Origin of the sequence: Ensifer adhaerens (assembly GCF_020035535.1) — a bacterium.
In the GTDB taxonomy this organism is placed as follows: Bacteria; Pseudomonadota; Alphaproteobacteria; order Rhizobiales; family Rhizobiaceae; genus Ensifer.
Window position 1 is genome coordinate 4,097,319 of the sequence record NZ_CP083349.1, and the last position, 25,338, is coordinate 4,122,656.

At 63.1% G+C, this 25,338-nt stretch carries 28 protein-coding genes; 6 read left to right on the forward strand and 22 right to left on the reverse strand.

What is annotated here, in order from left to right:
- Positions 1–3: 3 nt before the first annotated feature.
- Entirely contained in the window at positions 4–1,173 is a 1,170-nt protein-coding gene (gene tatA / locus LAC81_RS19945; protein WP_223726166.1) for a tyrosine aminotransferase, read from the reverse strand.
- Between the two features lie 208 nt (positions 1,174–1,381).
- On the opposite strand from tatA, the gene LAC81_RS19950 reads away from it, so the two are divergent.
- Positions 1,382–1,864 (forward strand): Lrp/AsnC family transcriptional regulator, encoded by a 483-nt coding sequence (locus LAC81_RS19950; RefSeq protein ID WP_113536736.1) that lies wholly within the window; start codon positions 1,382–1,384, stop codon positions 1,862–1,864.
- A gap of 43 nt (positions 1,865–1,907) precedes the next feature.
- Here LAC81_RS19950 and LAC81_RS19955 read toward each other — a convergent pair whose 3' ends face one another.
- Positions 1,908–2,966 (reverse strand): succinylglutamate desuccinylase/aspartoacylase domain-containing protein, encoded by a 1,059-nt coding sequence (locus LAC81_RS19955; RefSeq protein WP_223726167.1) that lies wholly within the window; start codon positions 2,964–2,966, stop codon positions 1,908–1,910.
- 171 nt (positions 2,967–3,137) lie between these two features.
- Here LAC81_RS19955 and LAC81_RS19960 point away from each other — a divergent pair, with 171 nt between their 5' ends.
- Entirely contained in the window at positions 3,138–3,764 is a 627-nt protein-coding gene (locus LAC81_RS19960) for a glutathione S-transferase family protein (protein WP_223726168.1), read from the forward strand.
- 155 nt (positions 3,765–3,919) lie between these two features.
- A complete protein-coding gene (locus LAC81_RS19965; protein WP_223726169.1) occupies positions 3,920–4,384 on the forward strand; it encodes a hypothetical protein in 465 nt (154 codons plus the stop codon).
- Positions 4,385–4,587: 203 nt separating this feature from the next.
- On the opposite strand, the gene LAC81_RS19970 is transcribed toward LAC81_RS19965, so the two are convergent.
- The 5 genes from LAC81_RS19970 to LAC81_RS19990 all read right to left on the reverse strand — a co-directional run bounded on the left by LAC81_RS19970 (position 4,588) and on the right by LAC81_RS19990 (position 7,242).
- Entirely contained in the window at positions 4,588–5,001 is a 414-nt protein-coding gene (locus LAC81_RS19970; RefSeq protein WP_223726170.1) for a GFA family protein, read from the reverse strand.
- A gap of 125 nt (positions 5,002–5,126) precedes the next feature.
- Positions 5,127–5,594, reverse strand: coding sequence for an SRPBCC family protein (locus LAC81_RS19975; protein WP_223726171.1), 468 nt, complete (start codon positions 5,592–5,594; stop codon positions 5,127–5,129).
- Positions 5,591–5,920 (reverse strand): ArsR/SmtB family transcription factor, encoded by a 330-nt coding sequence (locus LAC81_RS19980; protein ID WP_113536783.1) that lies wholly within the window; start codon positions 5,918–5,920, stop codon positions 5,591–5,593. Before LAC81_RS19980 ends, LAC81_RS19975 begins: the two co-directional genes overlap by 4 nt.
- A gap of 126 nt (positions 5,921–6,046) precedes the next feature.
- On the reverse strand, positions 6,047–6,781 hold the full coding sequence (locus LAC81_RS19985) for an SDR family oxidoreductase (RefSeq protein ID WP_223726172.1): 735 nt from the start codon (positions 6,779–6,781) through the stop codon (positions 6,047–6,049).
- A gap of 92 nt (positions 6,782–6,873) precedes the next feature.
- Positions 6,874–7,242 carry an Atu4866 domain-containing protein gene (locus LAC81_RS19990; RefSeq protein WP_113536729.1) on the reverse strand — a complete coding sequence of 123 codons (369 nt, stop codon included), beginning with the start codon at positions 7,240–7,242 and terminating at the stop codon, positions 6,874–6,876.
- 127 nt (positions 7,243–7,369) lie between these two features.
- Here LAC81_RS19990 and LAC81_RS19995 point away from each other — a divergent pair, with 127 nt between their 5' ends.
- On the forward strand, positions 7,370–8,284 hold the full coding sequence (locus LAC81_RS19995; RefSeq protein WP_223726173.1) for a LysR family transcriptional regulator: 915 nt from the start codon (positions 7,370–7,372) through the stop codon (positions 8,282–8,284).
- Between the two features lie 80 nt (positions 8,285–8,364).
- Here LAC81_RS19995 and LAC81_RS20000 read toward each other — a convergent pair whose 3' ends face one another.
- Positions 8,365–9,123, reverse strand: a complete 759-nt coding sequence (locus tag LAC81_RS20000) for an alpha/beta fold hydrolase (RefSeq protein ID WP_223726174.1) — start codon at positions 9,121–9,123, stop codon at positions 8,365–8,367.
- Positions 9,124–9,271: 148 nt separating this feature from the next.
- On the opposite strand from LAC81_RS20000, the gene LAC81_RS20005 reads away from it, so the two are divergent.
- Positions 9,272–9,718: a MarR family winged helix-turn-helix transcriptional regulator gene (locus LAC81_RS20005; protein ID WP_223726175.1), complete on the forward strand. Its 447-nt coding sequence runs from the start codon at positions 9,272–9,274 to the stop codon at positions 9,716–9,718.
- Between the two features lie 59 nt (positions 9,719–9,777).
- Here the strand turns inward: LAC81_RS20005 and LAC81_RS20010 are convergent, their stop codons facing one another.
- The 5 genes from LAC81_RS20010 to LAC81_RS20030 all read right to left on the reverse strand — a co-directional run bounded on the left by LAC81_RS20010 (position 9,778) and on the right by LAC81_RS20030 (position 13,826).
- The gene (locus tag LAC81_RS20010; protein WP_223726176.1) at positions 9,778–10,521 is read right to left on the reverse strand and encodes a class I SAM-dependent methyltransferase; all 744 of its coding nucleotides are present in this window, start codon (positions 10,519–10,521) and stop codon (positions 9,778–9,780) included.
- 12 nt (positions 10,522–10,533) lie between these two features.
- Positions 10,534–12,096 carry a glutamine-hydrolyzing GMP synthase gene (gene guaA / locus LAC81_RS20015; RefSeq protein WP_113536725.1) on the reverse strand — a complete coding sequence of 521 codons (1,563 nt, stop codon included), beginning with the start codon at positions 12,094–12,096 and terminating at the stop codon, positions 10,534–10,536.
- A gap of 112 nt (positions 12,097–12,208) precedes the next feature.
- Positions 12,209–12,847: a 5'-methylthioadenosine/S-adenosylhomocysteine nucleosidase gene (locus LAC81_RS20020; protein ID WP_113536724.1), complete on the reverse strand. Its 639-nt coding sequence runs from the start codon at positions 12,845–12,847 to the stop codon at positions 12,209–12,211.
- Positions 12,844–13,296, reverse strand: coding sequence for a PaaI family thioesterase (locus LAC81_RS20025; protein WP_113536723.1), 453 nt, complete (start codon positions 13,294–13,296; stop codon positions 12,844–12,846). Before LAC81_RS20025 ends, LAC81_RS20020 begins: the two co-directional genes overlap by 4 nt.
- A gap of 77 nt (positions 13,297–13,373) precedes the next feature.
- Positions 13,374–13,826 carry a TspO/MBR family protein gene (locus LAC81_RS20030; protein WP_223726177.1) on the reverse strand — a complete coding sequence of 151 codons (453 nt, stop codon included), beginning with the start codon at positions 13,824–13,826 and terminating at the stop codon, positions 13,374–13,376.
- 83 nt (positions 13,827–13,909) lie between these two features.
- On the opposite strand from LAC81_RS20030, the gene LAC81_RS20035 reads away from it, so the two are divergent.
- On the forward strand, positions 13,910–14,464 hold the full coding sequence (locus LAC81_RS20035; protein WP_113536721.1) for a GNAT family N-acetyltransferase: 555 nt from the start codon (positions 13,910–13,912) through the stop codon (positions 14,462–14,464).
- Between the two features lie 45 nt (positions 14,465–14,509).
- Here LAC81_RS20035 and LAC81_RS20040 read toward each other — a convergent pair whose 3' ends face one another.
- From LAC81_RS20040 to queG, 9 genes are all read right to left on the reverse strand, one after another.
- Positions 14,510–15,601, reverse strand: coding sequence for a DUF1513 domain-containing protein (locus LAC81_RS20040; RefSeq protein ID WP_223726178.1), 1,092 nt, complete (start codon positions 15,599–15,601; stop codon positions 14,510–14,512).
- A 78-nt stretch (positions 15,602–15,679) separates the two neighbouring features.
- Positions 15,680–16,669: a magnesium transporter CorA family protein gene (locus LAC81_RS20045; protein WP_223726179.1), complete on the reverse strand. Its 990-nt coding sequence runs from the start codon at positions 16,667–16,669 to the stop codon at positions 15,680–15,682.
- Positions 16,670–16,877: 208 nt separating this feature from the next.
- Complete coding sequence (locus LAC81_RS20050; protein WP_419195833.1) at positions 16,878–17,996, reverse strand: imelysin family protein; 1,119 nt, start codon at positions 17,994–17,996, stop codon at positions 16,878–16,880.
- Positions 17,993–19,522, reverse strand: a complete 1,530-nt coding sequence (locus LAC81_RS20055; RefSeq protein ID WP_223726181.1) for a di-heme oxidoredictase family protein — start codon at positions 19,520–19,522, stop codon at positions 17,993–17,995. Before LAC81_RS20055 ends, LAC81_RS20050 begins: the two co-directional genes overlap by 4 nt.
- A 49-nt stretch (positions 19,523–19,571) precedes the next feature.
- Entirely contained in the window at positions 19,572–20,852 is a 1,281-nt protein-coding gene (locus LAC81_RS20060) for an imelysin family protein (RefSeq protein WP_223726182.1), read from the reverse strand.
- A gap of 188 nt (positions 20,853–21,040) precedes the next feature.
- Positions 21,041–22,330, reverse strand: coding sequence for an RsmB/NOP family class I SAM-dependent RNA methyltransferase (locus tag LAC81_RS20065; RefSeq protein WP_223726183.1), 1,290 nt, complete (start codon positions 22,328–22,330; stop codon positions 21,041–21,043).
- Between the two features lie 134 nt (positions 22,331–22,464).
- Complete coding sequence (locus tag LAC81_RS20070; protein ID WP_223726184.1) at positions 22,465–22,839, reverse strand: septal ring lytic transglycosylase RlpA family protein; 375 nt, start codon at positions 22,837–22,839, stop codon at positions 22,465–22,467.
- 461 nt (positions 22,840–23,300) lie between these two features.
- Positions 23,301–24,176, reverse strand: coding sequence for an SDR family oxidoreductase (locus LAC81_RS20075; protein WP_223726185.1), 876 nt, complete (start codon positions 24,174–24,176; stop codon positions 23,301–23,303).
- Positions 24,164–25,336: a tRNA epoxyqueuosine(34) reductase QueG gene (queG, locus tag LAC81_RS20080; protein ID WP_223726186.1), complete on the reverse strand. Its 1,173-nt coding sequence runs from the start codon at positions 25,334–25,336 to the stop codon at positions 24,164–24,166. Before queG ends, LAC81_RS20075 begins: the two co-directional genes overlap by 13 nt.
- Between the last annotated feature and the right edge of the window lie 2 nt (positions 25,337–25,338).

Here is a 25,338-nt window from a genome sequence, read left to right on the forward strand (position 1 = left end):
TCCTCAGAGGTTCTTGAAGTTGGCGATGACGCCGTCGACTTCCGCCGTCTTCAGGCCGGCAATGTTGATGCGGCCGGAACCGGGCATATAGATGCCGTGCTCGTTCCTGAGCCGCATGACGTCGGCCTCGGCGAGCGGCAGCAGCGAGAACATGCCTTCCTGGCTGGCCACGGCGCCGAGCGCCTGCCAGCGGTCACGCAAGCCTTCGGCGAGCGCGCGGCGGATGTTGGTGATGCGCAGTCGCATGGTTTCAAGTTCTTCTTGCCAGTCACGCTTGAGCTCGGCGTCGGAAAGGATCATCCGCACGATGGCCGCACCGTGATCCGGCGGCATCGAGTAGCTGGTGCGTGCGAGACCTGCGAGGTTGGACCGGACCGTATCGGCAGAGGACGACGAAGTCGTCACGGCGAAGATCGCTCCGGCGCGCTCGCGGTAGAGGCCGAAGGACTTGGAGCAGGAAACGGCGACCAGTGCTTCGGGCACGACGCCGATCAGGTGGCGGAGACCGGCGACATCCTCGTCGAGGCCGCGGCCGAAACCCTGGTAGGCGAGGTCGATCAATGGCAGCAGGCCGCGCTCGGCAATGACGGCGGCAAGCTCCATCCACTGCGCTTGCGTGATGACACCGCCCGTCGGGTTGTGGCAGCTGGCATGCAACAGCACGGCATCGCCGGCGGCAGCGCCCTGCAGCGCCGTCATCATGTTGTCGAAGAGGACGGTCTGTGACGGCACGTCGAAGAACGGGTAGCCGGCTGGCTCAAGGCCAGCGGTCTTGAAGATGCTGGCGTGGTTCGGCCAGCTTGGCAGGCCGATCCAGATGCGCTTGCCGCCCATCTGGTGAATGAGGTCGGCCGCGAGCCTGAGCGCGCCGGAACCGCCCGGCGTCTGCACGCCGGCGATATGGCTGCGATCGATGGTATCGCCACCGACCAGCGTCCAGAGATGATCGATGAAGACGAGATCGCCCTCGGGGCCGACATAGGACTTGCTGTCCTGCGTTTCGAGCAGGCGCGTCTCCGCTGCCTTGACGGCGCGGAAGATCGGGGTGTGGCCGGTTTCGTCGCGGTAGACGCCGACGCCGAGATCGACCTTTCCGGGGCGTTCGTCCTTGCGGTAGAGCCCGATCAGGGCGAGCAACGGATCGTCGGGTTGGCGGGTCAGAGCGTCGAACATGCCGGAAATTCCCCCTTGAGTGGCAGCGATGCGTTATCGGTCGAGAAAGCCTGCCGGCCGCCGTTTCTCCGGCTGCCCTGCGGTCTCCTTCATAAGTCAGCGCATGCGCAAAATCGATGCGATTTTTGCCACGGAGACAATATGGACAGCGTGCTATTTGCGCAAAACTCTGCAATTGATTTGCTGATTTGCGCGCTAGGGGCCGACGATGGTTGAAAAGGTGGCGATGGAACTGGATCAGGTCGACCGACGGATCATCCGTCTGCTGGTCGAGGATGCGTCGTTGAGCAACAACGAGCTGGCAGCGCGCGTCGGTCTCTCGCCGGCGCCGCTGTCGCGCCGCCTCGCCAGGCTCTATGCGACGGGCGTCATCCGCCAGACCGTAGTGGTCGATCCGAAGGCTGCCGGCATCGGCTTCCAGGCCTTTGTCGAAGTGACGCTGGAGCGCACCGCAAGCAAGGTCGGTCACCGCTTCATCGAGCTGGTTTCGCGCATGCCTGAGGTGGTGGAGTGCCATACGGTCGCTGGCGACTTCGACTTTCTCCTGAAGATCGCGGTGCGCGACGTCGCAGACTACAAACGGCTGCTCTGGAGTGAGTTCGAGCAGATTGCCGAGATCAAGACGCTGCGCTCGACCATCCTTCTCGACAGCCCGAAAATGACGGCCGCCACCTTGGGTGACGGCCGCTGAATAAGGCGAGCCGGGACGCCTTCACGCTGTCCCGGGATTGCTCTCAGGCCTCGAGTGGTCCTGGCTTGCGCGCAGCGCTGGAAGCCGTGGCGCAGGCGATCTTCATCAGGTCCGAACGTCGCCGCGCAAGCCGCGTCGAGACGCGGGTGACGATCAGCCCATCCTGCGGCGCGCGAACCTCCAGCGCGCCGTCAGGCCGGCCTGGACGGGTGAGAATGGTCGCGAGCAGGTCGCCGGCCTTCACTGTCTCGCCGATATCGCGATAGAACAGGATTGCGCCCGCCTCCGGTGCGCGGATCATCTCGATATTGTCGAGTGGCGCGACGATGCCGGCGAAGGGTGCGATCGTTTCTTCGTCACCGGCAACGACGCCGCGGGCGACGAGGAAGCGGAAGACACCGTCGGCGTCTTTGCGCGCAAGCTCGGGATAGACGTCACGTGTGCCGCGAAGCTCGACGGTGACCGAAAGGCGTCCCGGAAGGCGTGCCTTTTTCTGCCCGCTTTCGTACTTCCAGGCATAGGCGACGGCCTCCTCGAAGGCGGAGCTTTCGCCATCCGAGAGGAAGACCGCCTCCATGTCCAGCGCCGAGGCTAGGTCCCCCGCCTCGGGCCAGAAGGCGTCGTCGATATAGGCGTATTGCAGCGCCTCGTCGTCACAGTGAAGGTCGAGCATCAGGTCGGCGTCGAGCGCCATATGCAGCAGCTGCCGCTTCAGGCGATCCGTCGCCGAGTAGCGGTCGAGATCGTCGATCAGCCGGTCACGGTCGCCAAGCGCGATCAGCGGGAAATCGCGGTTGAAGTTGGTGCGCGAACCGAGGTCGAACCGCCCCTGCAACTCGCCGAAGTGCGACTGCGCCGTGCCGATCGGGTTCGCCTGCGGCACGACGGTGATGTCGCCGAAAATGGCGCCGTCTTTCTCCGCCTGCTGCAGCCGCTGCAGAAGGAAATGGGCGAGTGCGGTGCCCGGCAGTTCGTTGGCGTGCAGCGCCGCCTGGATATAGGTCCTGGGTGCCGCAGCGCTCCTGCCCTTGAAGCGGTAGACCGGCAGGCGCCATTCGATACCGGGCGTATCGCCGGCGATGATGATTTCGGAAATGTCCATGGAGCTCCTCCCGTATCGTTTATTGCTGGCGCTTATCGGCATTCCCACAACACTCCGCAAGTCGCTAAGAACAGGGGTGCGGTCTTGGCTTGCGCTGAAGCTGCTTTGACTTTGACACGAGGGGGAGGGCTGTTGTCCCCTGAGACCGTTCCAGAGGGAGGAGCTTGAACCATGATCCTGATCGGCCAGTATGACTCGCCTTTCGTGCGTCGCGTCGGCATTGCGCTGGTGCTCTATGATATCCCGTTCGAACATCGCCCCTGGTCGTCCTTCGGCAATGCGGACGCGCTTCGCGCCTACAATCCGCTGACGCGCGTGCCGACGCTGGTGCTCGACGACGGGACGGCGCTGACGGATAGCCATATCATTCTCGACTACCTCGATAGCCTCGTCTCGCACGATCGGGTCATGTTCCCGCGAACCGAGCCGGCGCGACATCGGGCGCTGAGGATCGCTACGCTTGCCACGGGCCTCGGCGACAAGGCCGTCAGTCTCTTCTATGAAAAGCGCCTGCACGGTGAAGTCTCGGCTGTCTGGGTCGATCGATGCCGCCGCCAGATCGAGGAAACGCTTGCCGTGCTGGAAGGAAGCCGCGCGGAAAGCCAGAGCGAGTACTGGTTCTCGGAGCGCATCGGCCATGTGGATATCGCCGTTGCCGCCGTGTTGCGCTTCCTCAACGAGGTGCATCCCGAACTCGTCGCGATTTCCAGCTACCCCCGGCTGCACGCGCATGCCGGGAAGCTGGAGGCGCTGCCCGTTTTCCAGGCGATCAGCCAGCCGTTCATTCCACCGGCCTGATGCAATTGTCGAGGGTAGTCGGCCCGGCCATGGCGAACCAGGCAGCCGGCGAAAGTCTTCCATCATCCGGTCACAAACGGGGAGGATTCTTTCGGTGAGGCCGGCGTTCAAGAGCCTCTTGGGCGTTTGATGCCTCTTGAAAAAGGGGAATTCCCATGAAGATTACCCGTATTGCAGCAATTGCCGCCCTCGCGTTTTCCCCCATCCTTCTGACATCCCCCGCGCACGCGTTGAGCATGACCGAATGCAGCGCGAAATATAAGGCCGCGCAAGCCGCCGGCTCGCTCAACGGGATGAAATGGAATGACTTCCGCAAAGCACAGTGCGGAACCGATACCGCTGCCAAACCCGCAGCCATGACGAGTGAAGAACCAACGGCCGCCAACACCGACAACGCGCCCGAGCCGGCGGCGACGACCGCAAAGGCGCCGAAGGGCGTGGTTTTCCCGAAGGCAGTCGATCCGAAATATTCAAGTGAATCCGCTGGAAAGGCGCGCATGCACACCTGCCTCGACCAGTACAAGGCCGACAAGGCAAACAATTCCTTGGGCGACCTTACCTGGATCAAGAAGGGCGGCGGTTACTACAGCATGTGCAACACGCAGCTGAAACACTCCTGAGGTCAGACATTCGCGAAGCGACATCAGCGAGACCGGTGTCGCTGCCTGATATCGTGGCTGCCTTTGGTTGCCGTAGTCGGCGCGCGACCAAAGGCCAGCCATGACGTGCCATTCTCCTCGGCGGGCGGCGCTGCATCGCGCGCAAGACGCAGCACGCCAGTTCGAGATCGGAACCTAGACCGGCGGCGCAAGGCGTTGCCGCCTCAGGCCGGCGGCATCTTCTCGAATTTCACCAAGGCCGGATCGAGGTGGTCCCAGGCATGGCCGCGGATCGCATAGGTCACCGCCTGCGGCTTGTAGCGGCCGGGATCGTCCAGGCTTGCTGCGCGAACGCTGAAGAACTCCGGCATTGCCGAAAAGGTCATGTAGACGGGCGAGCCGCAGGTGGGGCAGAAACCGCGCGTCTTCACATGACCGCTGTCGGCGACCATTTCCCAGTGCGTCGCCTCGCCTTCGAGTTTCACGCCGTCGCGGCGGAAGGTCATATGCGATCCATGCCCGGTTCCGCTTTCGTGCTGGCAATCAAGACATTGGCAGTCGTTGGAGAAGACCGGTTCTCCGGAGATTTCGTAGCGGATCGCACCGCAGGCGCATCCGCCGATATAGGCCTTGCTCATACATTTCCTCCTGTTGCGGGCACGGCAAAGCCTGGCGCGCGGCCGCAAGTGCGACGCCAACCATTGTCTTTGCCTGTTTCGGGTTTGTGAGGTGCCGGATCGCCGTGACGATCCGGTTTCGGCTTTCAGTGCTGTTCGTTGGAGACGGCGCCGAGGCGCGACAGGACCTTCGGCCAGCCGTTGCTCATGTTCGCGTAGGCGCTGTCGTTCTTCGGCGTGACGAAGCCGGAATGCACCAGGCGCAGCCGGGTGCCGGTGTCGACCTTTGTCAGTGTCCAGGTGACGACGGTATCGAGGCGGGACCCGTAGCCGGCATTGCCTTCATGCCCGCCCTGCCAGGAGTAGACGAAGCGCTCATGCGGACGTACCTCCAGGACCTGGCAACGAATGGTCCCGTCCCAGGCGCCGGCGGGCGTCGTCTGGAAAGTGAAATGCGTGCCTTCCACCGCTTGAAACCCTGCCGGCGGCATGATCCAGCGGCCCATCAATTCGCCGTTGGTCAGCGTTTTCCAGATCGTCTCGGGCGTATGCGGAAAGACCTCGTCGACGACGATATCCTGCGTCTCGAGTTTCAGAGCTGCTGCGTCGGTCATGGATCGATCTCCTTGAGAAGAGTGCGCAGATTGGCAAAGCGGTCGCGCCAGAAGGTGCCGTAGTGGCTCATCCAGTCGACCAGCGGCGCCAGGCCCTCGGGCTCGGCGCGGTAATAGACGTTGCGGCCCTCCGGACGCTCGGCGACGAGACCCGCCTGCTTCAGCGACTTGAGGTGCTGCGAGATCGCCCCCTGCGTCACACCGCTGCCGCGCGTCAGTTCGACGACGGTGATTTCCTCGGCATTGGCGATGCGCTCGAACACGGCGCGACGTGTCGGATCGGCAAGGGCACGCATGACGGCGGTGATAGGGGCGGTTTCGATCATCATGGCTAAATAATTAGTACAGACTGATTGATTAGTCAACACTATTGATTAAGGCGGCACTTCCGAAATGAAAAGGCACGCCCGAGGCGTGCCTTTTCATTTCGGATTGCTTGCCGCCGGCGCACTTCAATGCGGGCTCGCCGTCGGGCGCACGATGATCTCGCTGACGTCGACATCAACCGGTTGGCCGATGGCATAGGCAATCGAGGAGGCGATGGCGTCCGGGCTGATGCAGATGGCCCGCCATTCCTTCATCGCCGCGCGCGCGGTGGTATCGCTGATCGTATCGGCGAGCTCGGACGTCGTCGTCCCGGGCGAGATGACGGTGACGCGGATGCGATCAGTCTCCTGCCTCAGGCCATCGGAGATGGCCCGGACGGCGAACTTGGTCGCGCAGTAGACGGCGGCCGTCGGCGACACCGAATGCCCACCGATCGAGGAAACGTTGACGATCTGCCCGGACTCTTGCGCACTCATGATCGGCAGGGCCGCCGCAATGCCGTAGAGAACGCCCTTGATGTTCACGTCGACCATGCGGTCCCACTCGTCGACCTTGAGTGCCGCCAACGGCGACAGCGGCATCACGCCGGCATTGTTGACGATGACGTCGAGGCGGCCGAATTCGGCTTCGGCAAAGCGGGCAAAGGCAGCGACGTCATCGCGGTCGGTAACGTCGAGCATGCGAAAGCGGATCTCGCCGCCGGCGGCGGCGATTTCGTCGGCGATGCGCTCCAGCCGATCGGACCGGCGGGCGCCGATTACGACCCTGGCTCCGGCGGTCGCCCATGTCTTCGCTGTGGCTTCGCCGATGCCGCTGCTTGCGCCGGTGATGGCCACGACTTTTCCTTGAACATTCTCCATGGGTATTGTCCTTTCGAGGGGTCCGTTTCTGATTGGGGTGTGGTTCGTTCCACTTACCGGCAGAGGGGCGTCGATTGCTCGGGGGAGGGCTATCAGCGGCGGCGAAGGATCATGCCGCCATGGTGCAACGTGTCACGGTCGACGAAGTTGCCGTCCGCCGTGAAGCCGGTATCGTCCCAGTACTCGATGTGCGTCCCGGTGATTTCGTAGCGCCCGCGATAGGCGCTCTCCCGTGTGCCTCGGGCCTCGTCGTAGCGCCCGCTCGCCAGCAGTTCGTGACGCACGTAACCGTCGTCGGTCACCCACATGCCCACATATGGGTGTTTTGCCGTTTCGCTTTCACTGTGCTCCACTTGGGCATTCTTGCCCGGTGTCTTGCCGCCTGCCTCCGCCGGGGTTGCGTCGCCGGCAGTGACGGCCAGTGCAAGCCATGCGGCTCGCGGAAATAGGGAGGTCGCCATGTCTGTCTCCATCTCGTTCGGTCCGGCGTAGACGCTTTGCCTTTGCTCCGGTGAAGCAGAAGATAGAAAAGGCGATCTGATCGATCGAGTTGCCAATCGGGGATGGCGTGGTTAGAAATTCTAACCAATGACCGATACACTCGAAGGAATGTCCACATTCATCGCCATCGCCGAGGCGCGCAGTTTTCGCCTTGCCGGCGAGCGGCTTGGCGTCACCCGCTCTGCCGTCAGCCAGGGCTTGCAGCGGCTGGAGGATCGCCTGGGAGTGGCGCTGGTTCAGCGCACCACCCGAAGCGTCCGCCTGACCGAGGCCGGCGAGCAACTTTATGCCAGCGCTCGTCCGGCTCTGACGGACCTCGCGACGGCGCTGCAGGCGGTGACGGAACTGCGCGCGCGGCCGCGCGGCCGGCTTCGCATCAGTGTCTCCTCGATTGCAGAGAGCTTCCTGTCGGGCTCCGTCTTGGCTGCGTTCATGGAAGCTTACCCCGATATCAACCTTGACCTCACCGTGACCGATGAGGAATACGACATCGTGCGCGAAGGCTTCGACGCCGGCGTTCGGCTCGGCGAGGTCATCGAACAGGACATGATCGCCATTCCGGTATCGCGGGAGCAGCGGCAGGTGGCCGTGGCGTCGTCGCGTTACCTCTCTCGCTGCGGCGTGCCGCAGCACCCGCGCGATCTCGTCGCACACACCTGCATCGGCTGGCGTGCGCGGCCGGATATCGCCCCCTACCGGTGGGAGTTCACGGAGGACGGCCGTGACTTCGATGTCGCCGTCGAGCCGCGGGTGACGACCAACGACATGAACACGATGGTTCGGCTTGCCTGCGCTGGCGCCGGCATCACCTTCGGCATGCGCGAGACCTTCGAGCCCTATATGGAACGGGGCGAACTGACGCCGCTGCTGGAGGCGTTCTGCCCGCCATTCCCCGGCTTCTATCTCTATTATCCGCGCCGACAGCCGCAGCCTCAGAAACTGCGCGTGCTTATCGAGCATCTGCGAGAGTGGAGCCGGCAGCACCGAGCCAGTGTCCGCTAGCATCTGCCGAGCGGCTCGGAGACAAACAAAAAGGGCGAAGCTTCGCGCTCCGCCCCTGTATCGTTGTCGGTCGGCGTAGCTTACTCGCTCGCTTGAGCCGCCTGCTCGATGAGCGCTGCGACCGCTTCAGGCTTCGAGACGTAGACGGCGTGGCTGCCCGATGTTTCGACAACCGTGGAGCCGGCGCGTTTGGCCATCTGGCGTTGGGCGGCCGGCGGGATCATGTGGTCGTTGGTCGCAACCAGATAGAAGCTCGGCTTTTCCTTCCAGGCCGGAGCGGTGACCGCGCCGGCGGCCGCTTCGACGCCCCACGGCACCTGGGAGTCGGCCATGAAGGCTGCAGTCTCGGGATCGACATCAGCCGCGAAGGCAGCGGCGAACTTCGCCTTGTCGAGCGAAAGGAAGCCATCGACCGGCGGCAGGATCGGCGGAACGGGTGCACCGGTCGGCGGGTTGGCGATGAGCGAGGACACCGACTCGCCCTTGTCCGGCGCGAAGGCGGCGATGTAGACGACGGACTTTACCTTCTCGTCGGTGCCGGCTTCCGAAACGACCACGCCACCATAGGAGTGGCCGACGAGCACGACAGGACCGTCCTGCGCGGCGATCGCGCGCTTGGTGACGGCGACATCGCCAGCAAGCGTCAGAGTCGGGTTCTGCACGATGGTGACGTTATAGCCGTCCTTCTTGAGGATGTTGTAGACGCCCTGCCAGCCCGAGCCATCTGCGAAGGCGCCGTGTATGAGCACGACATTCTTGGCGGCAGGGGCGGCCTGGGCCGGGGTGAGCGCGCTTGCGGAGAGGGCGAAAGCGGCAGCGGTGATCAGGGACTTGAGCATTTCGGGTCTCTTTGTTTTATTTATTTCGCAATAATTATTATCGCGATAACAATCGTATACGACGACTCAAAATTTTTGTAAAGATACTTATTATCGCGATATTGATTTTCGCGGCAGGAAACCCTCAATGTGCCGCAAGGAGGCTGAGATGCCGGAAGGACCGACTACGCTGCCGCTGGACAGCCAGCTCTGTTTTTCGATCTATTCCGCGTCGATCGCCATTAACCGCGTCTACAAGCCGATGCTCGACGCGCTCGGCGTGACCTATACGCAGTATCTCGTCTTGAGCACGCTCTGGGAAAGGGATGGTCTGACGATCTCGGCGATTGCCGATCGACTTGGCCTTGAATCGAGCACCATCACGCCGGCCGTCAAACGGCTGGAGGCCGCCGGTTTCCTCGGCCGGCATCGCAGCGTCACCGACGAGCGACAGGTGGAGGTTCACCTTTCGGCAAAGGGACGCGGCCTGCATGTGAAGACCGGTTGCCTGACCGATGCCCTTTTGGAGAATTCGGGCTTCACCGTGCCGGAGATGATCGACCTCAACGAACGGGTCCGGAAACTGCGCGATGGAATGCGCGACGCGGTGAAATAGCGCCGATACGCATGCGTAGATCTTGAAGGGTGGAAGCGCGGTGCCGGCCTGCGGCGAGCCTAACGCAGCCGGCCGATCGGAATGATCTCGGGTTCGGAGGCTTCGAAAGGCCTGCCGTCCCAGCCGCCAAGCCAGGTTTCGACCACAAGTCCGGCTTCGTCGACCATCGTGACCAACTCTTCATGGGAAGGGAAGGCGATTTTCGACCGGCCCGTGTAGGCGCGTCCATCCGCTGCGACCCGGTAAAATGTTCCATACTCCACGACGCCCGTGGTGGGGTCGTGCTGCACATCGTTCCAGGCAAGGACCTGGCCGAGAACCGGATGAACGATATCCCGTTCGGAACCGGCCGGCGTCCATTCCCGCCATTCCTCGACCAGCGGATTGCGGCTGTCGAAGATGAAACGCCCGTCGGGCGAGAGATGCGCGGCGATGGTCTTGAGTGCGGCGAGTTGATCCTCTCTGGTGAGGAAAACCTGGAAGGCATGGCCGCTGAGCAGCACCATGTCGAAGGTCTCGCCTAGGCGGATGGTCCGACCGTCGCCCTCGGCCCAGCGCACCCGGTCACCACCGGGCCTCTGCCTTGCGACATGCAGCATTGCGGCCGCCGGATCGACGCCGACGACGCGCTTGCCCTTTTCCGCCAGCGCGGCTGTCAGCATGCCGGTGCCGCACCCGAGATCGAGGATCGAGGCGCGGCCCGCGGCCATGGTCTTCAGATATTCGGAATCGGCGGTCCAGCCGTTCTCGATGTCGTAGAATTCTACAAGCCCCGGATCGTTATAGAGCTGGTCTGACGGCATCGAGACGACTGCTTATTCCCACTCGATCGTGCCCGGCGGCTTCGAGGTCACGTCGTAGACGACGCGGTTGATGCCGCGGACCTCGTTGATGATGCGCGTTGCGGCGCGGCCGAGGAATTCCATATCGTAGTGGTAGAAGTCCGCCGTCATGCCGTCGACCGAAGTGACGGCGCGAAGCGCACAGACGAACTCATAGGTGCGGCCGTCGCCCATGACGCCGACGGTCTGCACCGGCAGCAGCACGGCAAAGGCCTGCCAGATGGCATCGTAGAGGCCGGCCTTGCGGATCTCGTCGAGATAGATCGCATCCGCTTCGCGCAGGATTTCGAGCTTTTCGCGGGTGATGCCGCCCGGGCAACGGATGGCGAGGCCCGGACCCGGGAAGGGGTGGCGGCCGATGAAGCTGTCGGGCAGGCCGAGCTCGCGGCCGAGCACGCGCACTTCGTCCTTGAAGAGTTCGCGCAGCGGCTCGACGAGCTGCATGTTCATGCGTTCGGGCAGGCCGCCGACATTGTGGTGCGACTTGATCGTCACCGACGGGCCGCCGGTGAACGAGACGCTTTCGATGACGTCGGGATAGAGCGTGCCCTGAGCGAGGAAGTCCGCGCCGCCGAGCTTCTTCGCCTCTTCCTCGAACACTTCGATGAACAGGCGGCCGATGATCTTGCGCTTGGTCTCGGGGTCGCTCTGGCCTTCCAGTTCGCCGATGAAGCGGTCGGATGCGTCGACGTGTAGGAGGTGCAGGTTGTAGTGCTCCTCGAACATGGCGACGACGTTCTTCGCCTCGTCCTTGCGCATCAGGCCGTGGTCGACGAGGATGCAGGTGAGCTGGTCGCCGACGGCCTCATGGATGAGGAGTGCGGCGACCGAGCTGTCGACGCCGCCCGAGAGCGCGCAGATGACCTTCTTGTCGCCGACTTGGCGGCGGATCGCTTCGACCGCCTTGGCGCGGTAGGCGGACATCGACCAGTCGCCCTTGATGCCGGCGATCTTGTGCACGAAGTTCGAAATCAGCTTCGCGCCGTCGGGCGTGTGCACCACTTCCGGATGGAACTGCACGGCGTAGTACTTGCGCTTCTCGTCGGCGATGAAGGCGAAGGGAGCATTGGCGGAGGTCGCGACGACCTCGAAGCCCGCGGGGATCGCGGTGACGCGGTCGCCGTGCGACATCCAGACCTGGTGGCGCGAGCCGACGGACCAGAGGCCCTCGAACAGCGGGCAGTCCTTCTCGACTTCCAGGAAGGCGCGGCCGAACTCACGGTGATGGCCGCTTTCGACCTTGCCGCCGAGCTGGGCGCACATGGTCTGCTGGCCGTAGCAGATGCCGAACACCGGAAGGCCGGAATCGAAGATCACCGACGGGGCGCGCGGCGAGCCGATGTCGAGCGTGGAGGCCGGGCTGCCGGACAGGATCACGGCCTTCGGCTTCAGTCGCTGAAAACCTTCTTCCGCCGACTGGAACGGCACGATTTCGCAATAGACACCGGATTCGCGGACGCGTCGGGCGATGAGCTGCGTCACCTGGCTGCCGAAGTCGACGATGAGAACGGTGTCGGGATGGGCTGTCTGGGTCATTGGAAGCCTTCAAACAAGCTTGATCATGGCGAGCCTTTAATGAAAGGCCGCCATCAGCGCAACGATTCAATTGCACCCGGACAATTCCGGGGTTTCAGAGCGGGATGGGCATCTAGAGCCGGATCGCGCCGCTCGAAACCGCATTCTCCATCCGGTCGATCACATCAGCAAGTTTCTCGTCGATGATGTGGAGATATTCCGTCCAGTCGTTGACGTGCTTAAGCTCCGCCTTGCCGTCGGAAATGCCGCGAAGCGCAATCAAGGGAACGCGGAAGGATTGGCAGGCGCGTAAGACCGCGAAGGTCTCCATCTCGACCATGTCGGCGTCGATTGCGTCATAGGCTGCGCCCGAGACGATGTTGGCGCCGGTCGAAAGCCGCGCCTCCGGCACACCAGGGATGCGCAACGACAGCGGAACCACGGCAGGCAGGTCGAGAAACGGCGTTCTCCCTTTCTCGAAGCCGAGCGGCGAGGCATCCATGTCGCGGTAGCCGACGGAGATAGCCTGGTAGACTTCCGTCTGTTCGAGCTGGGCTGCACCCGCCGAACCGAGGGAAACGACGAGATCGGGCAGTGCCCGCTCGGCCGCGAGTTCGGCAAGCGTACGCGTCAACACGACGGCCGCCTCGACCGGACCGACACCGGTCATCAGCGGCTTGATCCGTTCTTTAAGGTGCGGGCCGTATTCGGCATCCACGGCCATGACGTAGAGGACCCTGCGTCCGGCGACGTCCTTGACGGCAAAACTCATCCTTCGATCCCCTCGCGTCCGCGTACCACCATCATCGTCCCCGTCATCGACGCGATCAGCTTTGCCGGCCCATCGGAGCGGATCGCATAGCCGCGGCCGTCGGAAACGATGATCGTCGAGCCGGGCTTGGTGACTTCGCCGCGGAACAGGAATCGCTCGCCGCGCCCCGGCGAAAGCAGGTTGACCTTGAACTCGATCGTCAGGATCGAGGCATCCGGGTCGATCACCGAATACGCCGCATAGGTGCCGGCCGAATCCAGTGCCGCCGAGATCACGCCCGCATGCAGGAAACCGTGCTGCTGCGTCAGCTTCTCGTCGAAGGGCAGCTCGATCTCAACCGTGCCCTGTTCGACGAGCGTCAGTTCTGCGCCGATCGTGCGCATCGCCGCCTGCCGCGCAAAACTGTTGCGGATGCGGTTTCGGAAATCGGGGGGATCGCGGTCGTCCATCAGTCCATGGGCCTTTTGTGTCGGGCAGCATCATTGTGCTCGGCGGACAGTGGCACGGTCGTGAAGGTCCGACAAGTTCAATTCATGAGCAAAATCGCGCTGTTGAGTACCGCCGCATACGCAACCCAGGCGAGATATGGAAGGAATAGCAGGGCCGAAATGCGGTCCTGTCGCCAGCTTGCGATGGCGAAGCCGGCAACCGCGATCAGGAGCGCGATGATGACGATCAGGGCCGAGGAGATGTCCTGCATCCCGAAAAACAACGGGGACCAGAGGAAGTTGAGGATCATCTGCGCCAGCCAAAGGCGCATGGCGGCGGTTCGGCGATGGTCGAGAAACATCCGGGCGCCGACAATGCCGATTATCACGTAAAGGATCGACCACACCGGCGCGAAGACCCAGTTCGGCGGATTGAAGGCTGGTTTTGCCAGCGACTGGTACCATTCTCCGGGGATGTTGTTGTAGCCGATGAGAAGACCGAGGCCGAGAACGGCGGCGACGAAGACGATGTACACGATGGTTCTGTTCATGGCTTCGACAGATAGAACAGAGTTTCAGCCTTTCCATGGGGCAGCCGTTTTGAAGCCACGATGTGCCACCTATATCATGGGCCATGAAGAGCTTCAGACGCATCGATATCCGACCGGCCGGGCCGGATGACATCATGATGATCGCCTCCGTCATCGTCGAAAGTTGGCGATCGACGTTTCGCGGACTGATTTCCGACGCTTTTCTCGATGGCATGAGCGTCGAGGAACAGGCGCTGCGCCATGCAAGGCGCATGCGCGTCGCCGATGTCTTTCATATGGTCGCAGTCGACATGAGCACGAACAGGGTGATCGGCTTTGCCAATTATGGAAAGGCCCGCTCGATGCCTCAGCGGTTCGATCGTGAGCTCTATGCGCTCTACATCCTCAAGGAATTCCAGGGTGCTGGCATCGGCTCGGCGCTGGTGCGCAGCGTTGCCGGCCACTGCCGGGAGCTGGGCGGCAAGTCTCTGTTTGCCTGGGTGCTTTCCAGCAATCCGAACCGGGCATTTTATGAGCACCTCGGTGCGGTCGCCGTCGGCCAGGGTCAGGTTAGCCTCGGCGGCGAAAACCACGAGCAGACCGCCTATCGCTGGGACGACCTGGTTAAGCTCTCCGGCGCGGGTCGCTTTTCCGCTTGAGGGAGTTGAGACGCGAGATGTCTACGAATTCTTGCCGGAGTTGCTTCAGCTGCGGCCGAGCCGGACGATGTGCTGGTCCCAAGCAACGCGGCTCTGGCTATCCTTGAAGTGGCCGTCATAGGAGGAGACGGCGAAGCCGTGGTCGGCGCTGGCAACCCCCGCCGCATCGGCGACGCGTTCTTCCTTCAGTACCGCGCCGCTCCGGGCATCGAGCGTCACCGCCACGCCGCCCTTCGGCGAAGTCAGCCCGATCAGCCCCTCGTTCCGGTTGACGGCGATCGCGCCGACATAGTTCGCCAGCGCTTCCGTCGTGCGGTCGGGCAGCGACAGGAATTTCAGGTCCTCGCCTTTGGAGAAGGATCCGACGAGCGGCGGCAGGTCGTTGCGCGCGCCTTCGTACTGGCAGGCGAACCAGATCTCACCCTTCGGGCCGATATCGACATGCCGGGTCGAAAGGCGGCTGAGATACTCAGGCAGGCGGTGCTTCTGCACGAGCGCGCCGGTTCGCGTATCGACCAGCGTCAGGCTCGGCTCCATATGGTCGAGATTGAGCTTGGTACGGCCGAAATCCGGATGGGTCTCGATGCCGCCATTGGCAATCGCCAGCAGTTTCCCATCGGCGCTCAGCGTCATGTCGTGCGGGCCGATGCCATAGGTCGGGAATTCGCCGATGCGGGCGAAGTTGTCGGTGCCGTCATAGATGCCGACCATGCCGCGATTGGCGGCAAAGTCGTTTTCCGTGGCGTAGAGCAGCTTGCCGTCTGCCGAGAAGCAGCCGTGCCCGTAAAAATGCCGGCCGTCGGTTGCGGCGATCACCACCGGCTCGGCCGCGCCGTCGGTTGAAAGGATCATCGCATAGGTGCCGGGCCTGCGGGCGAAGGCGACGGCGCGGCGGCTGACCGGCGAATAGGCCATGCCATGCGCGCGTGCCGGCAGCGCGGTGCGGTCGATGATGTCGCCGGCCTCCGTGAGCGTCGCAACGCCATAGCTCCCATCCGGCGCCATGAAGGCCGAGGCAAAAACGGCATCTGCTCTGGCCAGGGCGAAGGCCCGGTCGGGTGCAAGGCTCGCCACCCAGGCGGCGCCCGCCATTTTCAGGAAACTGCGCCGGTCGATCAGGCCCGTGGCGGCTTTCATGCCATCCTCGCTCGTCGTGGAATTCTGCAGGCCTGAACGGAGGACCCGCTCAGGGCTGCGATTTAGCAGGCTGCGCGCTCAGAGCCAGCCCCGGCGCTTGAAGTAGAAATAGGGCACGATCGCCGAGAGCACCATCAGCATCAGTGCCGCAGGGTAGCCGAACTCCCATTGCAGTTCCGGCATCACGCCGAAGTTCATGCCATAGATCGAGGCAACCAGCGTCGGCGGCAGGAAGACGACGGCAGCGACCGAGAAGATCTTGATGATCTGGTTCTGCTCGAGATTGATGAGACCGAGCGTCGCGTCGAGCAGGAAGTTGATCTTGTTCGACAGGAACAGCGCGTGATCGCCGAGCGATGTCGCGTCCCTCTGGATCAGCTTGATCCGCTGCCGGCTTTCCTTGCCCGCCTTGCGCGGCCCCATGCCTTCGAGCGCCACGTGATAGGCAACGAGCCGCCCGATGCTGACGAGGCTCTCGCGGATGACCGTCAAAAGGTCGCCCTTCTGGCCGATCTGCTCGATCAGCGACTGCAGGTCGCGCGTCTTCTTGGTGGCGCTGGCATTGGTCTTGCGGAACACTTCGCGCGAGATCGCGTCGACCTCGCTGCCGGCGCGCTCCAGCGCGTCCGCCGTGCGGTCGATGATCGCCTCCAGCAGACCCAGCATCACCAGTTCGCCGCTCTCGCAGATCTGGCCGTTTGCCTTCTGGATGCGGTTGGAGAAGGTCTGGAATGGCTTCGGATCGGCATGGCGGACGGTGACCAGCGTCGTGCCCTTGAGAATGAAGGTCACCGGCACCTTGACCGGATAGTCGCTGTCGAGCTTGGCGGTCGCCGTCATCGTCATGAATTCGGCGCCGGCCTCCTGGTAGAGTCGGTCGGAAAGCTCGATTTCCTGCATCTCGTCGCGGGTCGGAATCTCGATGCCGAGCTGCCCCTCGACGAGGCGCGTTTCCTCGACGGACGGATTGAAGAGATCGAACCAGATGGCTGGCGTCGGCGAGGCGATGCCGTCAAGCATGTCGACGAGCACGAGGTGGCTGTTCTGGCTTTTGTAGATGCGCAGCATTTGGGGCTCCATAGGGCGAGTCATCCGACCGCCTGAAGCCCTGATCAAATCAGGACCGGACGGCCGTGAGCGTGAAGGCTCGACTTCGACTGTCGGGGTTCATTGTGGGTTGGTCCTTGTGGTGAAACGTGCCCGCGAGAGCCGGCACGAAAGCGCTTTGCGCCTAAAAGCCTTGATTGTCAACACTCTGTCCGAGCAGCGGTTTTTCTCAATCGCCGTCGGCAAAGGAGAAGCCTGCGCCAAGACCGATCGCGCCGCCGAAATCGTTGTTCAGGCGGTTGAGCAGGTCATTGGTGTTGAGCGACAGGAAGGCGAGCTTGGCGCGCTTGTCGTCGTCGGCCAGTGCCGCATCGATCGGACCGTCGATGTTGCCGGCCGCGCCGATCACCGACTTGAAGACGAAATCGGCCGAACCCGCCACGGAGCGGCTGTCTTCCGGCAGCAGGCTTTGCATGTCGGCTGCATCGAACAGCGTTTTCAGGCCCCGCACGTTGGCGGCGATCGAGGCCATGGTGTTGCCGGAGCGCCAGTAGATCGCGAGCTTCGGATGGCCCTTGTCGTTCTTGCCCTCGTAAAACGGCTTCAGTCGCTGGTCCTTCACCGTCTCGACGCCATGGACGAGAATGCCGAGCAGTTCGGTAGCAGCCTCGCGGTTGTCACGGAATTCGGGATTGTCAGGGCCTGGATGTTTCCAGGCCGCCTGAATGCCGTCGGGCTTCTGCCAAGCGGCCAGGAACTCGTTGGCGATGATGTCGAGGTTCCTGGTGATCGCAAGGCCATAGCGGCAGCGGAAGTCACCTTCCTTGTTCAGAAGCGTCTCGGCGCCGGTGCCGTAGAGCACGTATTCGAGCGCGCCGAGGCCTTGCGCTGCGACGCTCTTGCCCTTGAGCTTGGCTTCGTCCGTTGCGCTTTCGTCCTTCTTCAAAACGATCGCCTGCACCTGCTTCAAGCCCGTGCTCTTGCGATCGGGGTAGAAGAGGAAACGCTCGAAGCGGTTCTGTTCGAGGGCCGGGCCAAGCCGCACGACCTCGATCGCCGACCAGGCGCCAACCAGGTCGGAGAACGCCCGCTGCGTGTTCTGGAGTGCCGGCTGCGACGGCGCCTCGCAGAGCTTGGCCGTCGCCTGCGTCGCGGCCGCGGTCTTTTCCGTGAGGTTTCGATAACCGGGAATGATGAAGTCGTCGACGGCCTTGGCCATGACGGTGGGCACGGCGGCCTCGTTGACGACGCGCGGCGAGAGTGCGCTTCCTTCCTGGGCCATTGCGGGCCATGCGGCCGTCAATGTCAGGGCGAATGCGAAAGTGAGCGTATGTTTGGGGGACATCAGAGAGACTCCAGGAAGGCAAGGAGATCGCGGCGATCGCTTGCGGCAAGGGCGGCGAAAGCGTCGCGGGCCTTCTGCCCTTCGCCGCCATGCCACAGGATCGCTTCAGTGAAATTGCGCGCGCGTCCGTCGTGCAGCAGGAAAGTGTGCCCACTGACGGTCTTCGTCAAGCCGATGCCCCAAAGCGGCGGCGTGCGCCACTCACTTCCGCTTGCAACGCCCACCGGCTGCCCGTCCGCGAGCCCTTCGCCCATGTCGTGCAGCAGGAAATCGGAATAGGGCCAGATCAGCTGAAATGATTGCGCCTTGTTGGCCGCGTCGCGGCGGGTGACGAATTTCGGCGTGTGGCAGCTGGTGCAGCCGAGGTCGTAGAAGACCTTCTTGCCGCTGAGCGTTTCGGCAAAGCTCGCCTTGCGTCGCGCCGGAACGGCAAGGTTCTCGGAATAGAAGGTAACTAGGCCGAGCACCGGATCGGGCGCCTCGGTCGGCCCCAGGCGCGCCTGCACCCCGGTTGCCATCGTCAGGCACTTCGCCTGGGCCGGCGTGCAATCGCCATGCGGCCGGTCAGCATCAGGTGAAGAGATGCCGATGTCGGTGGCGAAGGCATCGGCGCTCTGTTGCCGCACGGTGGCGTTCTGCGCCTTCCAGCCGAAACGCCCGAGCATCAACGTGCCGGTCCTGGCATCCCGCGTGTGCGCCGGTCGGCCGCTGATCCCGTCGCCATTGGCGTCGTCAGGATCGGCAAGCGCCAGAATATCCGCCTCGTGGATCGCCTCGATCAGGCCGAGCCCGATCATCGGCTGCGCCACGCGCGGCGAGAGCGTCGTCGCCGGATCGAGCGGTCCATAGGCGAGGTCCGCCACCGCGTAGCTTGGCCGACGCAATGAAACCGTCTCGCCGTCGGGGAAGGTAAAGGGCTCCTCGGTGTAGCTGACCTTTAGATGCCCTTCAGCCGCAAGGCCAGGCACGGCGCTATCCTGAAGCTGGGCGCCATAGACCGGGTCCGGGAAATTCACGACCCGATGTGTCTCGACCAGTCGGCGCTCTTCGTCGTCGCGCGGCGGGCGTGCCAGGCGGAAGAACATCGACGTCGTATCGTTGGAGCCTTCGGGCGGGCGTCCGCGCCCATCCTTCAGGTGACAGCTCTGGCAGGCCCGCGCGTTGTAGAGCGGACCGAGGCCGTCGGAGGCCTGGGTGGAAGACGGAGAGGAAACCCAGAGCTTGCGAAACAGCGCATTGCCGAGCTTGAAGCCTTCTTCTTCCTGGAAAGTGAGATTGGCCGAGAACTGCGAGAAGCTGTCGGCGTTCACAGGCGCGATCGAGGTCGCAGCCCCACCGGACATGGCCTCGAAGCTTTCCGCCTTGGAGAAATCATCGGTCGGCCGCGTCACCGCTCCAACACGGTTACGATCGGCAGCGTTGAGGTCGGTGCGTTCAGTTGGAAGGACGTCGCCGGCTGCGGCGGGCAGCGCCGTGGAGAGCGCCTGAGCAAGAAGCAGCGCGAAAAGGCGAGAAGCGCCAGGTTTCATCGATGGAGGACCGGGCCGCACCGGTCACGATGCGGCCCGCCTTTTCAGCTTATTGGAAGACGGCGTTAGGATTGTCCAGGCTGTCCGAACCTTCAAGCTCGATCGTGCCGAGATCGAGCGACGCAATGACGCGCTGCACGGTCTTTGCCTGGGCGATCAGCCCGTCGATCGCGGCCTGGATGGTGGCGTTGCCCTCGGCATTGCCTTCGCCGATCATCTGGTCGTAGGCCTCGGTCGTTTCCGCGCGCTTGGCCATCGCCTGCATCTTCTCGACCGTGGTGGCGAGGTTGCCCGCCATCTCCTTGCCGAGCGCGGCATCCTTGGCCGCGACGAGTTCGGAGAGCGACGGGCCGGTCATCTTCGTGCCGTCGACGCGTGTGTATTGCCCGGTATAGGCCGACTGGATGCCGATCGCGTCATGCAGATGCGAGTTGTGCGTGTTGTCGGAGAAGCAATCATGTTCTTCCTCCGGATCGTGCAGCAGCAGGCCGAGTTTCATGCGCTCGCCGGCAAGTTCGCCATAGGAGAGCGAGCCCATGCCGGTGAGGATGGCGACGAGGCCGGCCTTCGGATCGGCCTCGACCGCCTTGGTCGCGGCGCCGTCCGGCGTCCAGTTTGCGAGCATTTCCTTGAGGTCGGCGACGAGGAGCTCGGTAGCGGCCTTCAGGTAGGCGCCGCGGCGATCGCAGTTGCCACCGGTGCAGGCCTTGGTGTCGTAGTCCGTGTAGGGGCGGTTGCCGGCGCCGGCCTTGGTGCCGTTCAGGTCCTGGCCCCAGAGCAGGAACTCGATCGCGTGGTAGCCTGTCGCGACGTTCGCCTCGATGCCGCCGGCTTCCTGCAGCGTTCCCGCCAGGAACTCCGGCGTAATGTTGGTGGCATCGACGTCCTTGCCGTCGATCTTGATCGTCTTGTTGGCGATGACGTTGGCGGTGAAGAGCGCGTTCTCGTCGCTTTCGCTGCCGTAGCTCGGGTCGACATAGTCGATCAGGCCTTCGTCCAGCGGCCAGGCGTTGACCTTGCCTTCCCACTCGTCGACGATCGGGTTGCCGAAGCGGTAAACTTCGGTTTCCTGGTAGGGGTTGCGGGCCTTCTTCCAGGCGTCGCGCGCGGCCGTCAGCGTTTCCTCGCTCGGCGTCGCGATCAGCGCGTCGATCGCCTTGTCGAGGGCTTCTGCGGTCGTCAGCGCATCTTCGAACTTGGCGTGGGCGACGGCGGTGTAGTGCTTCACTACGGCGGCGGCGTCGGTTGCGGCGTAGGCCGGCTGCAGGGCCAGCGCCGACGTTGCCGTCATGAACGCCAGCGTGGCGCCGCGGATGAATTTCTTGGTCATGACCCTCTCCTGTTGCTTCCTTCGGCACAGCCGAGCGAACCCGCAAACGCGGTGTCGTTCAGGCGTCGGGCCATGAGAAAAGGCCCCGGCCGGGCCCGCCTCTCATGAACGAAAACTAAACTTGTGTCAAAGTGTATAGTTTAGAACGTTTCAATCTGATGCCGGCCTTCGGCGGCCTGCAAAGGGCCTCAGCCCTTGCGTTGCATCAGGCAGAAGAAGAAGCCGTCCGTGCCGGTCGAGGCGGGCGTCAGCGTCACGGTCTTCATGTCGGCCGACCAGGGCTGCGGCTTGTCGGTGCCGAACAGCGTTGCCCAGATATCGGCCGCCGACAGGATCTCGAATTCCGGATTGTCTTCGCAGAAGCCGTAGACCTGGGCTTCGTTCTCCTCGGGCAGCACCGAGCAGGTGACATAGATCAGGTGGCCCCCGGGACGCACGAACTGTGCGGCACTCGCCAGCGCCTCTTCCTGCTGGGAGATACGCTCTTCGAGGTTCTTCTGGTTGAGCCGCCATTTGGTGTCCGGTCGCCGGCGCCAGGTGCCGGTTCCGGTGCAGGGGGCATCGACCAGCACGCGGTCGAAACGGCCGGCAAGCGGCGCGAGGCTGTCTGCGGACTCGTGCACCTGGACATTGCGGGTGCCCGCACGCTTCAGCCGCTCGATGATCGGCGCGAGGCGCTTGCGGTCGGTGTCGTAGGCGTGCACCTGACCCTTGTTGTTCATCGCCGCCGACATGGCGAGCGTCTTGCCGCCGCCGCCGGCGCAATAGTCCAGCACCTGTTCGCCTTCCTGCGGGTAGGCGAGATCGGCGACGATCTGCGAGCCCTCGTCCTGCACTTCGAACCAGCCCTTCTGGAAGGAAAGCTCGGCCGTCACGTTCGGCAGGCGCGAAGCGCCTTCGCCGGCGGGAATGCGGATGCCGTTGCGGGCGATCGTCGCGGCCTCGGCGCCGCTACGCTCCAGCGCCTTCAACACCTTGGCGCGTGTGGCTTTCAGCGTGTTGGCCCGCAGGTCGAGCGTCGGCCGGCCGGCGAGCGCTTTCGCTTCGTCGAGCCAGTCGTCGGAGAAGTTCTCTTCGAAGGAGGCCTGGGTCCACTCGGGGATATCGCCCTGCACATAGGCGGGCGCGTCTTCGAGCCTCCGCGTCGTGAAGGCCTGCATCCGCTCGGCGGAGGGGGCCTCCGGCGCGAACTTGTCGCCGTCGAGTTCGGCTGCGAGCTTGTCCGGGGTGAAGCCCCATTGCCGGTACATCACGGCATGGCCGAGGGCCGACGCGCTGTCGCTGTCCATCAGGTAGGCGTGGGAGAGTTTCATGCGAAGGGCGTCGTAGACGATGTTGCCGATCGCGGAACGGTCGCCGGATCCGGCGAAACGGTGGGAGAGGCCCCAATCCTTGAGCGCGTCGGCGACCGGGCGCTTCCGCTTTTCGATATCCTCAAGAACCTCAATGGCTCCAGCGAGCCTGCCGCCCAAACGCATCTTCGATCAACTCCTTTTTCGCCGTGGTAGCGGCGATGGCATCGAAGAGCAAGACGGCGGCGAAGATTAACCGTCGAGAACGGTCTTTCTCAAGTAAACCCATCCGACTACTGGCCGGATGTCAGTATTCAGGATCAGGAGTTGATGACGCGGTAACAGACGCTGGCGGTGCCGGAGCGGACCATGCCGATCTGTGAGGCTGCAGCCTTGGAAAGATCCATGACGCGTCCGCGAATGAACGGTCCACGGTCATTGATCCGAACGACTACGGTCTTGCCGTTGCGCTTGTTGGTGACCTGAACCTTGGTTCCGAACTTCAGGCTACGATGGGCGGCTGTCAGGTGCGCGGCATTCATTCGCTCGCCTGAGGCGGTCTTGGAACTCAGCGCATACCAGGATGCGCCGCCGCAGCCGGCGCCGGCTGCATGGCTATCGGAAACGGAAACGAGACCGAAAGCGGTCGTGAACAGCGCTGCAGCGGCAGCAGTCTTGAACTTCGCTGGCGTCAAACTGGCGATCCCCTCGGTCAAAACACTTGGTTAAAAACTTCTGAGAAACGCTAATTGGGGCGAAAAATGGCAAAAACGTGCTTCAACCATTTACACTCTATTAGGATTTATTAAAAAAGGACGAAAATTCAAAAACGAAGATCGTTTGAAATAGTTTAAACGGGGCCGGGAAGTTCTTTGGAATCAGTGGTTGAACGCTAACAGCCTTCCGCACGCAGGCGCAACTCAGTGGTAAACGAAAAATTTCATTAAAAATTTCGAATTGGACGAAATTTCCGGAATCTAGATGGTCGAAAAATCGATACTAGCGCACAGGTTGTATTCAATTCGTCAAGTATCGAAGGAATATCCAGAGAATGTCACAATTCTGGCGGCGTTTCCGTTATCAATACTGATGAGCAGACTATCGGCATTCTATAAGCATTTCGGATTATGTTATTGAATAAGCACCGAGTTGCGTTTCAAGCGTTGCGCCAGGTGCCGGATTTCCAGAGCTGCGCAAGCGAAACGCGATAATCGGGGTACGTGAACTCGAAACCGGTGGCGCGCATGCGGGCGTTCGAAACGCGTTTGTTCTCGCCATAGAAGGAGCGGGCCATCGTCGACAGTTCGGCCTGCTCGAAGGGCGTCTCCGGGGGAGGTTCGACACCCATCAGCCGCGCGGCTTCGGCCACCACGTCCTGTGGCGGCGCCGGCTCGTTGTCGGTGATGTTGAAGACGCCGCTCGTACCGTTGTTTGCGAGGAACAGAGACGCCGCCCCGATATCCTCGACACGGATGCGGTTGAACACCTGACCCGGCTTGATCAGGCGTCGGGCCGTGCCATTTGCGAGATTGCAGAAAGCGTTGCGCCCTGGACCGTAGATGCCGGCGAGCCTTAGTACGGCGACCGGGATGTTCTGCTTTGCGCCGAAGGCGATCCAGGCGTCCTCCGCTTCCACCCGTTCGACTGAGCGGGCAGAGACCGGTTTGCGCAGCATGTCCTCGGTGACCCATTCTCCGCCATGGTCACCATAGACACCCACCGTCGAGAGATAACCGATCCATTCGAGGTTTGGTGCGAGCCGTGCGAGATCCGGGGTGGAAGCGCGGAACATCGGGTCGCCATCGCGGCCGGGCGCGATCGACTGGATCAGGTGGGTCGCCTGGCCAAGTGCGGCAGCGAGTTCGTCGGAGATCGTTTCACCGTCGAAGAGGATCGGGCGAATACCGGCCTTTTCGAGGTTTGCCGCCTTCTCCTCGGTGCGGGTGGTGCCGACGACGCTTGTCGCCGTCGGAGCCATGGCCCGTGCGATTGCCATGCCGGAGTAGCCGGCGCCAAGGATCAGGACTTGCATCGGCTCACTCCCGCCATCTGCCATTCGTTGAGGACGTCTTCGTCCGTCTCTGGCTCGCATTGTTCGGCAATTTCCGCAAGCGCTGTGGGCGCGACCAATCGTGACAGCGCCCAGACCGCCATTGCCCGCACCACCGGTGAGGCGTCATCGATGCGCGCCTTGACAGCAGCGACAAGTGCCTGGTCGCCGGAGTTGCCGGCGGCGATCAGCGCGTTGCGTACGAAGCGGTCGCGGCCGATCCGCTTGACCGGCGAGCCCGAGAACAGGCTGCGGAAGGCGGGGTCGTCGAGATCGAGCAGGCCGTCGAGCGCCGGCGCCTTCAGATCGTTGCGCGCCTTCAGCTTCATTTCGGAAGCCGCCTGCGCGAACTTGTTCCAGGGACAGGCGGCGAGACAGTCGTCGCAACCATAGATGCGGTTGCCCATCAACGGGCGAAGGTCCGGGTCGATCGGCCCCTTGTGCTCGATCGTCAGGTAGGAAATGCAGCGCCGCGCGTCGATCTGATAGGGCGCTGGAAACGCGTTGGTGGGGCAGGCGTCAAGACAGGCGCGGCAGGAGCCGCAATGGTCCCGCTCCGGCGCGTCGATGACGAGTTCGGCTGTGGTGAACAGGCTGCCGAGAAACAGCCAGGAGCCATATTCGCGGCTGACGAGGTTGGTGTGCTTGCCCTGCCAGCCGAGGCCGGCCTTCTCCGAGAGCGGCTTTTCCATCACCGGGGCCGTGTCGACGAAGACCTTGACGTCCTCGCCGGCGCGCGCGGCGAAACGGGTCGCCACTTCCTTGAGCTTGCCCTTGATGATGTCGTGATAATCGCGGTTCTGGGCATAGACCGAGATCGCGCCGCGGTCGGTCCTTTCGAGAATCCCGCGCGGATCCTCTTCTGGCCCGTAGTTCATCGCAAACATCACCACCGAGCGCACGTCGCTCCAGAGCGTGCGCGGGTCGGAACGGCGTTCGGCCGTTTCGGCGAGCCACTCCATCGTGCCGTGGAAACCGTCGTCGAGAAAATCTTGGAGCCGAGCCGGCGCCTCGGGAATGGCGTCCGGCCGGGTGATGCGACAGAGATCGAAGCCCTTGTCTGCCGCTTCGGCCTTCAGGAATTCGGTCAGCTTTAGCCGCCGTCGTTCCCCATTGTCAGCCTTGGCAGCGATGCCGGGCACAG

Excerpts from the sequence above, each read along its gene's own strand:
- LAC81_RS20005 (WP_223726175.1), top strand. The coding sequence starts at position 9,272 with ATGCCGGAAGGACCGACTACGCTGCCGCTGGACAGCCAGCTCTGTTTT.
- LAC81_RS20040 (WP_223726178.1), bottom strand. The coding sequence starts at position 15,601 with ATGAAAGCCGCCACGGGCCTGATCGACCGGCGCAGTTTCCTGAAAATG.
- tatA (WP_223726166.1), bottom strand. The coding sequence starts at position 1,173 with ATGTTCGACGCTCTGACCCGCCAACCCGACGATCCGTTGCTCGCCCTG.
- LAC81_RS20000 (WP_223726174.1), bottom strand. The coding sequence starts at position 9,123 with ATGCTCAAGTCCCTGATCACCGCTGCCGCTTTCGCCCTCTCCGCAAGC.
- LAC81_RS20035 (WP_113536721.1), top strand. The coding sequence starts at position 13,910 with ATGAAGAGCTTCAGACGCATCGATATCCGACCGGCCGGGCCGGATGAC.
- LAC81_RS19990 (WP_113536729.1), bottom strand. The coding sequence starts at position 7,242 with ATGGCGACCTCCCTATTTCCGCGAGCCGCATGGCTTGCACTGGCCGTC.
- LAC81_RS19960 (WP_223726168.1), top strand. The coding sequence starts at position 3,138 with ATGATCCTGATCGGCCAGTATGACTCGCCTTTCGTGCGTCGCGTCGGC.
- LAC81_RS19995 (WP_223726173.1), top strand. The coding sequence starts at position 7,370 with ATGACCGATACACTCGAAGGAATGTCCACATTCATCGCCATCGCCGAG.
- LAC81_RS20055 (WP_223726181.1), bottom strand. The coding sequence starts at position 19,522 with ATGAAACCTGGCGCTTCTCGCCTTTTCGCGCTGCTTCTTGCTCAGGCG.
- LAC81_RS19985 (WP_223726172.1), bottom strand. The coding sequence starts at position 6,781 with ATGGAGAATGTTCAAGGAAAAGTCGTGGCCATCACCGGCGCAAGCAGC.
- LAC81_RS20045 (WP_223726179.1), bottom strand. The coding sequence starts at position 16,669 with ATGCTGCGCATCTACAAAAGCCAGAACAGCCACCTCGTGCTCGTCGAC.
- LAC81_RS20065 (WP_223726183.1), bottom strand. The coding sequence starts at position 22,330 with ATGCGTTTGGGCGGCAGGCTCGCTGGAGCCATTGAGGTTCTTGAGGAT.
- guaA (WP_113536725.1), bottom strand. The coding sequence starts at position 12,096 with ATGACCCAGACAGCCCATCCCGACACCGTTCTCATCGTCGACTTCGGC.
- LAC81_RS19980 (WP_113536783.1), bottom strand. The coding sequence starts at position 5,920 with ATGATCGAAACCGCCCCTATCACCGCCGTCATGCGTGCCCTTGCCGAT.
- LAC81_RS19970 (WP_223726170.1), bottom strand. The coding sequence starts at position 5,001 with ATGAGCAAGGCCTATATCGGCGGATGCGCCTGCGGTGCGATCCGCTAC.
- LAC81_RS19975 (WP_223726171.1), bottom strand. The coding sequence starts at position 5,594 with ATGACCGACGCAGCAGCTCTGAAACTCGAGACGCAGGATATCGTCGTC.
- LAC81_RS20060 (WP_223726182.1), bottom strand. The coding sequence starts at position 20,852 with ATGACCAAGAAATTCATCCGCGGCGCCACGCTGGCGTTCATGACGGCA.
- LAC81_RS19955 (WP_223726167.1), bottom strand. The coding sequence starts at position 2,966 with ATGGACATTTCCGAAATCATCATCGCCGGCGATACGCCCGGTATCGAA.
- LAC81_RS20020 (WP_113536724.1), bottom strand. The coding sequence starts at position 12,847 with ATGAGTTTTGCCGTCAAGGACGTCGCCGGACGCAGGGTCCTCTACGTC.
- LAC81_RS20075 (WP_223726185.1), bottom strand. The coding sequence starts at position 24,176 with ATGCAAGTCCTGATCCTTGGCGCCGGCTACTCCGGCATGGCAATCGCA.
- LAC81_RS20025 (WP_113536723.1), bottom strand. The coding sequence starts at position 13,296 with ATGGACGACCGCGATCCCCCCGATTTCCGAAACCGCATCCGCAACAGT.
- LAC81_RS20010 (WP_223726176.1), bottom strand. The coding sequence starts at position 10,521 with ATGCCGTCAGACCAGCTCTATAACGATCCGGGGCTTGTAGAATTCTAC.
- LAC81_RS19965 (WP_223726169.1), top strand. The coding sequence starts at position 3,920 with ATGAAGATTACCCGTATTGCAGCAATTGCCGCCCTCGCGTTTTCCCCC.
- LAC81_RS19950 (WP_113536736.1), top strand. The coding sequence starts at position 1,382 with ATGGTTGAAAAGGTGGCGATGGAACTGGATCAGGTCGACCGACGGATC.
- LAC81_RS20030 (WP_223726177.1), bottom strand. The coding sequence starts at position 13,826 with ATGAACAGAACCATCGTGTACATCGTCTTCGTCGCCGCCGTTCTCGGC.